A 9357-nucleotide genomic window follows, 5' to 3' on the forward strand; every position below is an offset into this window, starting at 1 on the left:
CAAGGCGCGCGTCGGGGAAGTGCAGGTTGTCGCGCCAGTCGCAGCGGAGAATGCGGGCGGCATCCTGCGATTCGGCGACGCGAATCGCGGGTGAGCCGCGAGTGCCCATGTCGCCCGCGGTTAAGTCGAGGATCCCGGTGCGATAGCCGGCATCGGCCATGCGAAGCAGGGTTCCGCCGCAGGTTTGCTCCACATCGTCCGGATGGGCGGCGATGGCTAAGACGTCCAGAGGCGTCGTCACCAACTTACCCGGCGCTGTTGATATTGCGGACTGCCGGCGCCCAGTAGGTACACCAGGACAATTCCCGAGACGAAGCCGCCAATGTGCGCGAACCAGGCGGTTCCGGACACGGATTGGTGCGAGTAAGTCAGGCTCCCGACTCCGCTGAGTAACTGGGTGAGGAACCAATAACCAAGCATGAAGAGTGCGGGAATCTGGATGCGCGCGATGAAGAAGAAGAAGACGATGGTGTCGATGCGGGCGCGCGGGAAGCGGACGAAGTAGGCGCCCATCACACCGGCGATTGCGCCGCTGGCTCCGATGGTGGGCAGCTGCGAATCGGCATTGAAGAAGCAGTGAGTCAGACCCGCGACTATACCGCAGACCAGATAGAAGATCAGATACTTCACGTGGCCCATGCGGTCTTCAAGGCTGCGGCCGAAGGCCCAGAGGAACAGCATGTTGCCGATGATGTGGGCCCATCCGGCATGCAGAAACATGCAGGTGAGCAGCGCGCTCGCTTCGAAATGCGCGGGTATCAGGCCGTACCGCATGATCAGCGCGTTGCGTGAGTATTCGTCGAGCGAGATTTCGAACAGGAAGACGAGCGCGTTGGCGACGATCAACATCGTCGTCACTACGGACGGCGAGAATTTGGGTTGATCGTCCTGGATCGGAAACATGAAAGTTCGCTAGCGGGCGAAGTCGGGGAGCACGTTCCGCGGGGCTGTGGCCATGAGGCTACGCGCCGCCGCTGCATCTTTGATGGCACCGCGCGCGCCGATTGCGGTGCAGTTCAGGGCCGCCATGGCGTTCGAGAAATCGAGTGCGTCCTGCAGGGCCATGCCGTTCAATTCAGCGTAACAAAAGGCGCCATGAAACACGTCCCCCGCGCCGGTGGTATCGAGGCATTGGACGACATATCCGGGCGAGTAGTAGAACTTTCCGTCGGCCAGGGCGAGAGAGCCGTGGGCGCCCAGCGTCATCGCGGCCACGCGCATCTTGTACTCGCGGGCGAGAGCTTCGAGGGCTTTATGAGGATCTTCGATACGCGTCCAGCGGCCGGGGAATTCGCTGCTGGCGACGAGGTAGTCGACCAGCGGCAGAACGCGATCGAAGCCGGGGTAGATGGTATCGACATCGACGGTCACGGGGATTTGGTGGTCTCGAGCGATGCGGGCGGCGTGCTCGACGGCGCGCGTGTCGTGGCCATCGATGTGGAGCATGCGCGCGCAGACAATCTGGTCCGGCGTGATTTCTTCAGGTGAGATGGCGAGGCAATCGGGGCGGCTCCAGAAGACGGTGCGCTCGCCGGTGGATTGATCAATCACGATGTACGCCGATTGGTTGGCGCAGTTGCGGCGGCGCTGGACGAAGGTTAGGTCGACGCCGGACACTTCGAGCGATCCCATCTGAATTTCGCCGCGTTCGTCGTCGCCCACCGTTCCGATGTAGCGCGCGCGCAGGCCAAGCCTGGCGCAGGTGACCATAGCGCTCGCGACCTGTCCGCCGGGACTGACGATCTCTTTGATGAACGGGACTTTGCCGCCATACGCGGGGAAGCGGGGGACGACGAGCATGGTGTCCGTCGCGTTTAATCCGACGCCGACGACATCGAAGGGCTTCTGGGTCATTGCGGGAAGGGGCGGAAGTGCTTGCTGAGCGCGAGCCCTTGCTGTTGATAGGACGAGCCGATTCCCTGCCCGTAGAGTTTGTCCGGGATGTCCATCAGGCGCTCGAAGAGCAGGCGGCCCACGTATTGACCGTCTTCGAGGAGAAATGGGACTTCGTGCGAGCGGACTTCGAGGACCGCGCGAGTGCCTTTGATATCGTCGGTGCCATATCCAAATCCGGGATCGAAGAAGCCTGCGTAGTGGATGCGGAACTCGCCGACCGAGGGGTCGTAGGGGACCATCTCAGCGGCGAACTGGGGCGGAATACGAACTTTCTCGCGCGATGCGAGGATGTAGAACTCTTCCGGATTCAGCACCAGGTCGCGGCGCTCCGTGGGATAGATCGGGTCCCAGAAATCGCGTGGGTCGTAGTGGGCGATGCGGGCGAAATCGATCTCCGGGGCGTCGCGGCGCGCGCGGTATCCGACGGCCTGTCCGCCGTGCGTGCCGGTGAGATCGACCGAGAAGCGCAGACCGCCGCCGATGGATGCGGAGCCGGGCACGTCGTGCTCATTGAAGACCAACTGGAACTGCTGATCGAGCTCGCTGAGGTTCTCGTCGGTTTCAGCAGGCACGCCGCGGGACAGACGCAATTGACTTAGCCGGTCGCCCTGGCGGACCACCACGCGGAAGGTTCCGGGGACGATCTCGGCGTAGAGCTTTCCTTTATAGCCGGCGGCTACAACGTCGAATTCCCGGCCGTAATCGGTTAGGAGGCGCGTGAAGACATCGAGGCGCCCGGTGGTGCTTTTGGGGTTGGCTTTGCCGGAAATGTGGGCCGGCAGATTCAGCTCCTCCTCTAGCGGGACGACGTAGACTTGTCCGCGCTCGAAAGCGGCGGGTTGAGCGAGCGAAATCTCTTCGAGCGTGTGGGCGTCGAGTTTGCGGCCCACGGTGGAATGTTCATTGGGGAGAAAACTGGCGCGCACGCGGTAGGCGACGCTGCCCAGGCGCAGATCGATGCTGGACGGCTGGATCTGCTCGGGCGCGATGGGCCGGGCGGCGATGATTTGCCCGTTGGAAACTAAGTCGCGCAGTCGCTGAGAGGGCAGGATTCCGGTGGGGTGCTGTGCTTGGGAAGGTAAATTCAGATCGGGGAAGAGGGTCTGAGGAAGCTGATTCAAAGGGGAATGATAACGCGCCTGTTCCAGGGACCTCGCGCGCATGAGTTGACCGGGCACACGCGAAAGCCATGTCGCTCCTTCAACTCCGGACGAATTCAATGGTTTCGCGAACCTGCAGACCCAGCAAGCGTGCACTCTCGCGAAGCCGTGCAAAGCTCGCGGTCTGATAGTCGCTGGCCTCGTACCGCTGGATTTGTTGCGGCTTCACACCCAACCGTGCCGCCGAATCCTCCTGCGTCCATCCCGCGGCGATGCGCGCTTGAATCAGTACCTTCGGCAGTCCTTCGAGGGAATCCATCTCGAGATTTTACGGCCGCCGGTCTTCAACGTCTCGTACTCCTGAAGTTCTGCTTCGAGGTCTTGCAATTGGCTCTTCAGCCCAGCCGTTTGCGCCTCCCACAGCTTCATAGGAACGTTCTTCGGCCGAGGCGTCGCGGCCAACTCGTGCAGCGCGTCTCTGAATTTTTCGGCGTGCGCTCTGGTGATGCGACGCTGCCGCTCATTCTTGATCACAAATCTGCCTCCTGAAGATTCAACGCCACAATTCCTTTTGATTGTCCGGTCTCTTTATCCGTCTGGAAGAAGTCCAAAAACACTCTTCAGCTTGCGCCTTCGGTCATCTGGGCGGGAAAAAATGGGCCGAAATACGTGCGCTTCTGCGCTGATCTGCCGTTGGAAAAATCGAGGAAAACTGAATCTAAAGCTTCGACATTCACTCCGTCGATGTCCCAGCAAGCATCGTAGTCGCCCGGTTCGCGCTCAGCCGTCACGAAGCTGCCGTCGATGTACACGATGCCGCACCCCGCTGATTTTAATGCTCTCAAGGCTAGGCGAAGACCGCCAAGCAAGTGCAGCCGACGCGCGCTAAAACCGAATCGTGATTGAATCTCCTGCACAATTATCCAGGTTCCAGAGCCCTGCGACCGGACCGTTAAACCCCGAAAACTACCGAACGCCCGCTCTTAAACCCCAAAATCTTGCTAATCTGTCCTTACCGGTCAGGTGAATGCCCGATTTCTCAACCATGCCCGAGGTATTCGTCTCGAATGCCGAGATCGCTGCCGCCGTCTCGCGAGAAGTGAAGCTCGGACATCTCCGCAAACTGGGCTCCCGGCTCTACACACGCAACCTAAAGGAGCCGGCAGAAAGACTGGTGCAACGAAGCCTCTGGCCGCTGGTGGCGTCATATCTCCCCGGCGCCCTCATCGCCGATCGAACCGCGTTGGAGAATCGGCCGGCGCCGGATGGGTCCGTGTTTCTAATTGCGGATCACAAGCGCGACATCGTTCTGCCGGGCGCCACCCTGCGCCCTCGTAGCGGACCTCCGCCGTTAGATACCGATCGGCCGTTCATAAGCGGTCTTCGTATTGCCTCGCCCGCACGGGCATTTCTGGAAAACATGCGCCCGTCGCGGAGCCGCGCCGGGGTTGCCCGAACGCTCCCGCGACGTGATATCGAAGAGCGCCTCGATGAAATACTCCGTCGCAGTGGCGAAGGCGAGCTCAATCGCCTTCGCGATGATGCTCATGAAATCTCGAAATCATTGGGTCTCCAGGCAGAGTATCGGCGTCTCGATAACCTCATCGGTACGTTGCTCGGCACTCGAAACGCGCCCTTACACTCGCCCACCGCAACGGCTCGGGCCTCAGGGAGACCTTACGATCCAGAACGCCTCGATCTTTTTCAGCGCCTCTTCACCGAGCTTTCGGGAACCGCCCCATCGGTGCGCCTGGCACGGCCGACTAACGGTCCCGCGCTGCCGTTCTTCGAAGCCTATTTTTCGAACTTCATAGAGGGAACCGAATTCGCGGTTGACGAAGCGGAGGATATTGTTTTCCGGGGTCTGATTCCAAAATCCCGCCCGGAAGACGCCCACGATGTACTGGGTACCTGGAGAGTCGTTTCTGACGAGAGCGAAATGTCTCGCGTCGCCCGAAGCTTCGAGCAACTGGCGGAACTTCTAAAAAGCCGTCATGCCGCCATTATGGGAGGGCGTCCGGATAAGCGACCGGGTCAATTTAAGACCGAACCGAATCGTGCCGGTTCGACTCTGTTTGTCGCTCCTGAACTCCTGCAAGGCACCCTCGACAAGGGCTTTGAAATCTATCGAGGCCTCACGAGCCCGCTGCACCGGGCGATCTTCATGATGTTTCTGATTTCTGAAGTTCACCCCTTCGCTGATGGTAATGGGCGCGTCGCCCGCATCATGATGAATGCCGAACTCGTGGCCGCGGGAGAAAGCCGGATCATTATTCCCACTGTCTACCGCAACAATTATCTGATGGCTTTGAAGGCGCTATCGCAGAACAAGCTCACCGGAGCTCTGGTGCGCGTGATCGACTTCGCGCAGCGTTATACGGCAGCGATTGATTTCCACGAGTTGCACGCCGCGCGCGTGATTCTGGAACAAACGCATGCATTCGCGGACCCGAATGAAGCCGAAGCGGCGGGGATTCGCCTCGTCCTTCCGGCGCCGGAGCTTCTCGCGTAAAGCTCGACGGTGCGCTTTTGGTGTATTCCGCTTTCTCGCCTCAGAAAGCGTTCGAAGGTTCTTTTCCGGGCTGCTACTATCACGGAAGGAGTCTGGCTATGACTACATTAGTTATCGAGCTTCCAGACGAACAGCAGGCCGCCCTTGTGGCCAAGGCACGGACACAAGGCATCTCAGCCGAGCAGTACGCCCGGCAAGTGCTGGAACATGATCTCGAGGCGGCCGGACCACGCCGCCGCCACATCTCCGAAGTGATCGCGGAGAACATGCGCGACGTTCCCCCTGAAATCCTTGCCGCGATGCCGGCGGACGGCGCCAGCGAGCACGATCACTATATCTACGGGTTGCCCAAGCGAAACCCGTGAAGGCGGTTTTCGCCGATACCTTCTACTGGATTGCGCTCACGCTTCCGGGAGACGCGGCTTATAGACGCGCGCATCCAGTCACGGACGATGTTGTCACGACCGAAGAAGTGCTCACCAAGTACCTCACGTTCTTTTGTGCCGCACCGGAATATCCGCGCCGGCGGGCGGCAACCAACGTGGGGTCCATGCTCACCGACACGTCCGTCCGCGTCATTCCGCAGACCCACGCGTCTTTTCTGGGCGGCCTTGCGTTGTACCGCAGCCGTCCCGACAAAGGCTACAGTCTGACCGATTGCATCCCCATGGAGACGATGCGAACCGTAGGGCTAACCGAAGCCCTCACCAACGACCGGCACTTCGAGCAGGAAGGATTCCGCGCGCTGTTTCGGGATGAATACATCGTTCCCTGCCGCGGTTGACAAAGAGTAAACGCGCTACCTGATAAACGCGCTCTACCCCTTGGGCTTGATCTCGTAAAGATACACGGTGTGGACCATCCCCATCACCGTCACTTTCTGAACCGACGTCGGAACCCAGCCGCGGATCTGGAAGTCGTGGGACACCACGCGGGCTCCGGGGTGCAGTTTGGCTAGCGAAGGTTTCAGGCGCTCATTCGAGCTGGTGAGCAGATAGAGGGTGACGACGTCGGCGGGGCTTAGATCGACGTGCAGCGCGTTGCCATGAATGATTTGAACCTTATCTTGAAGGCCAAGGCTCTTGACGCGCGCTTCGGTCTTATCGAAGATGTCGCGCGACATCTCAATGCCGACCCCTTTCGCATCGTACTCCTGAGCGGCGGTGATCACAATGCGGCCATCGCCACAGCCCAGGTCGTAAACGACCTCTCCGGGCTTTACTTTCGCGGCCTTCAGCATCATCTCAACGACGGGCTGCGGCGTCGGCATGTCCGGCCCGAGGTTGTTCGGGTTCTTGAACTGCTGGGCGAAGGCAACGGCGCCCAGGAGCGCAAGCGAGGTGATCTGAAGAAGCCGCATGAAATGTGTTGGCACGTAGCCTATCGTGTCGCTACAGGTGAGGTAGACGTTCGGGTCTGTTTTAGCGTTACGATATGTGACATTATATCCGTCCACGCATTCCACAGTTCATGCGGCTGCGAGATGGTGTATTCGTAGCCACGCAGCCGTTTTACCACGTTTCCGATCGCGTCCCGCCAGGGAACTTCGTTGGGCGTCAGATTGTAATTCATGTAAAACACCGGGTAGCTCACGTCTTCACTCAAGCTTTTGACGAGGTCGGAGGGGACGCCGGTTTCCATCATTACCTTGGGGCCGGCGAAAACCACGGCATCCGGATGATCATGGGCCATTTCACTGCTGATGAGCTGCGAGAGGAATTCGCAATCCGAGTGTTTCTGTTCGAGTTGGCTCACATGGACCGTGCCGAGCTTGACGGAGTTGAGGCTTTCGCCGAGTTTCGGGAAGTCGATCTGATCCGCCTGCTCCTGCCGGTAGACAACGCGCTGCTCCTGCATATTGAACGCGACCAGAGTAAATTTCCGGATTCGCGGTTCGCGCGAAATATTGCGCAGGATGGAGACCAAAGCCGCGGTGTCCAAAGGCTGCATCGACGAAGCCAGAAAGCGCTGCGGTGCGAAGTTTACGAGGACTTTGACGTTGAGGCCGACGTTCGGATCGCGCGCAACGGGCGGTTCGGTGCGGAAGGGCTCGGAATCCAGCTCCTCCACGGCAGCCGGCGTCACGGCCAGCTTGACGGCGCGTTCTTTGTTCGACAACGTGGCGGCGGATGTCCAGTAATCGCTGCAAACGCGCTCAGCGCGATCGCGCATCAGCCAGTCGACCTGGTACTTTCCTTCACCCACGACAAAACTGCCGCTAAGCAGCGCGTCGCCGGACGCTTTCGGATCGATCTTCGGAACGCCGATGCGCTGCGTCAGATACACGGGATCGTCCGGATGCGATTCGGGAGTCACACGAAAGACCATCGTCAGCAAGTCTTCGCCGCCGTTCAAATCTTTCATGGGAATGGAAACGTCGTAGCCGACGTGGAATTTGAGATCGAACCCGAGTTCCGGTTTTCCGGGGGTTACGGTACAGGGGAGATCCTTTCGGCGTTCCTTAGCATCTAAGATGGTGCTGTCACCGGAAAGCAGGTTCACGCGATTGGTGAAGCCAGAACTATGAACAACGGACTGAGCATGGACATGACTCGCCAAAACCAGGACGGCGAGCGGCATCGCGCGGCATTTCCCGCACCCTACCTGACCCCCAACGACTTTGAACATTTCCCCGGTCCCCATTCGCCCATGTACTTCAGGCTTGTACCAGTCACGTTACCCGACCCGCGCTCCGGATGCAAGCCTCCTACATTGGGTGTTTGTTTGCTAACGAACTTCTACAGCGTTTCAACAAGGATTTTTCAGTCACGGTGACGAATGAGTGATCTTTCAAATTCGATAGTGAACGGCGAGGGGCGGCTGCGAGCGGAACTCGAAGCCTCACGGGCTGAAACAGACCGGCTCTTCAAACTGGTCAGCGACGAAGATATTTACTATCGACCGCTGCCGCAGCGGCATCGCCTGATCTTCTATTTGGGCCATGTGGACGCGTTCGATTGGAACCAGGTCGCGCGCTCCGGATTGAATGCGCCGCATGCCGACAAAACGCTCGATACGCTATTTGAGCGCGGAATCGATCCCGAGCCGGGGCAGCTGCCTGCCGATCAGCCGGCGGACTGGCCGTCTCTCGACCAGACGCAGAAGTATGTCGCGAGAGTGCGCGAGAGAATCGACGGGCTTTGGGATGAGGCTCCCGCAGAGCTGCGGCAGACGGCGGTGGAACATCGGTGGATGCATGCCGAGACGCTGGCCTATCAGCTGCATAACATCGGGCACGAGCGGAAGCGGAAACCGGCAGGGTTGATAGAACCGGAATCTCGCCCCGTCCTCGTGGATCAGCGCTTGATCTCGATTCCGGCCGGCCGCGCAACGCTGGGACGAAATCGGGAGCAGGGATTTGGATGGGACAACGAGTTCAATGAGATGGCGGTGGATGTTCCGGCCTTCGAGATTTCGCGCTTCAAAGTGACGAATGGCGAATATCTGCCATTCGTTCAGGACGGCCGGCCGGCGCCGCACTTCTGGGAGCAGCGCGACGGAGAGTGGTTCTACCGGGGGATGTTCGAATCGGTCCCGCTTCCGCTGGATGCGCCCGTGTATGTGACGCAACAGCAAGCGCTGGAATTCGCGCGGTGGCGGGGCGCCGGCTTGCCGACCGAGGGACAGTATCATCGGGCGGCTTACGGTACGCCGGAAGGTGATGAGCGGGAATATCCGTGGGGGAGCGATTCCGGACATCCGGCCGTCAATGGCAATTTCGATTTCCAGATGTGGGACCCGGTGTCGGTGACGGAGTTTGCGGGCGGCCGCAGTGCGTTCGGCGTGGCCCAGCTGATGGGCAACGGGTGGGAGTGGACACAGACGCCGTTCGGTCCGTTCCCTGGTTTC

General features: G+C 59.8%; 12 protein-coding genes. 4 read left to right on the plus strand and 8 right to left on the minus strand.

The window, feature by feature from the left end; genetic code table 11:
* From H1Y01_RS05625 to H1Y01_RS05650, 6 genes are all read right to left on the minus strand, one after another.
* A partial coding sequence (locus H1Y01_RS05625) for a PIG-L family deacetylase (protein ID WP_180539339.1) occupies positions 1 to 241 on the minus strand: 241 nt, incomplete at its 3' end.
* A complete protein-coding gene (locus H1Y01_RS05630) occupies positions 238 to 903 on the minus strand; it encodes a rhomboid family intramembrane serine protease (RefSeq protein ID WP_180539341.1) in 666 nt (221 codons plus the stop codon). The genes H1Y01_RS05625 and H1Y01_RS05630, both read right to left, overlap by 4 nt.
* A gap of 9 nt (positions 904 to 912) precedes the next feature.
* Positions 913 to 1854 carry a carbohydrate kinase family protein gene (locus tag H1Y01_RS05635; RefSeq protein ID WP_180539343.1) on the minus strand — a complete coding sequence of 314 codons (942 nt, stop codon included), beginning with the start codon at positions 1852 to 1854 and terminating at the stop codon, positions 913 to 915.
* The gene (locus H1Y01_RS05640; RefSeq protein ID WP_219341304.1) at positions 1851 to 3017 is read right to left on the minus strand and encodes a 2'-deoxycytidine 5'-triphosphate deaminase; all 1167 of its coding nucleotides are present in this window, start codon (positions 3015 to 3017) and stop codon (positions 1851 to 1853) included. Before H1Y01_RS05640 ends, H1Y01_RS05635 begins: the two co-directional genes overlap by 4 nt.
* A 79-nt stretch (positions 3018 to 3096) precedes the next feature.
* Positions 3097 to 3315 (minus strand): helix-turn-helix domain-containing protein, encoded by a 219-nt coding sequence (locus tag H1Y01_RS05645; RefSeq protein ID WP_180539347.1) that lies wholly within the window; start codon positions 3313 to 3315, stop codon positions 3097 to 3099.
* Between the two features lie 301 nt (positions 3316 to 3616).
* Positions 3617 to 3913, minus strand: coding sequence for a DUF6932 family protein (locus H1Y01_RS05650; RefSeq protein ID WP_180539349.1), 297 nt, complete (start codon positions 3911 to 3913; stop codon positions 3617 to 3619).
* A 110-nt stretch (positions 3914 to 4023) separates the two neighbouring features.
* Here H1Y01_RS05650 and H1Y01_RS05655 point away from each other — a divergent pair, with 110 nt between their 5' ends.
* The 3 genes from H1Y01_RS05655 to H1Y01_RS05665 all read left to right on the plus strand — a co-directional run bounded on the left by H1Y01_RS05655 (position 4024) and on the right by H1Y01_RS05665 (position 6292).
* Positions 4024 to 5508, plus strand: coding sequence for a Fic family protein (locus H1Y01_RS05655; RefSeq protein ID WP_180539350.1), 1485 nt, complete (start codon positions 4024 to 4026; stop codon positions 5506 to 5508).
* Between the two features lie 98 nt (positions 5509 to 5606).
* Positions 5607 to 5873, plus strand: a complete 267-nt coding sequence (locus H1Y01_RS05660) for a FitA-like ribbon-helix-helix domain-containing protein (protein ID WP_180539352.1) — start codon at positions 5607 to 5609, stop codon at positions 5871 to 5873.
* Positions 5870 to 6292: a type II toxin-antitoxin system VapC family toxin gene (locus H1Y01_RS05665; RefSeq protein WP_180539354.1), complete on the plus strand. Its 423-nt coding sequence runs from the start codon at positions 5870 to 5872 to the stop codon at positions 6290 to 6292. Before H1Y01_RS05660 ends, H1Y01_RS05665 begins: the two co-directional genes overlap by 4 nt.
* Positions 6293 to 6325: 33 nt before the next feature.
* Here the strand turns inward: H1Y01_RS05665 and H1Y01_RS05670 are convergent, their stop codons facing one another.
* Complete coding sequence (locus H1Y01_RS05670; RefSeq protein ID WP_180539356.1) at positions 6326 to 6868, minus strand: class I SAM-dependent methyltransferase; 543 nt, start codon at positions 6866 to 6868, stop codon at positions 6326 to 6328.
* A gap of 20 nt (positions 6869 to 6888) precedes the next feature.
* Positions 6889 to 8088 (minus strand): hypothetical protein, encoded by a 1200-nt coding sequence (locus tag H1Y01_RS05675; RefSeq protein ID WP_219341305.1) that lies wholly within the window; start codon positions 8086 to 8088, stop codon positions 6889 to 6891.
* A gap of 198 nt (positions 8089 to 8286) precedes the next feature.
* Here H1Y01_RS05675 and H1Y01_RS05680 point away from each other — a divergent pair.
* Positions 8287 to 9357: SUMF1/EgtB/PvdO family nonheme iron enzyme (locus tag H1Y01_RS05680; protein ID WP_180539360.1), on the plus strand; the 1071-nt coding region annotated here is incomplete at its 3' end.

Source organism: Nevskia soli (assembly GCF_903970205.1).
GTDB lineage: Bacteria > Acidobacteriota > Terriglobia > Bryobacterales > Bryobacteraceae > Bog-113.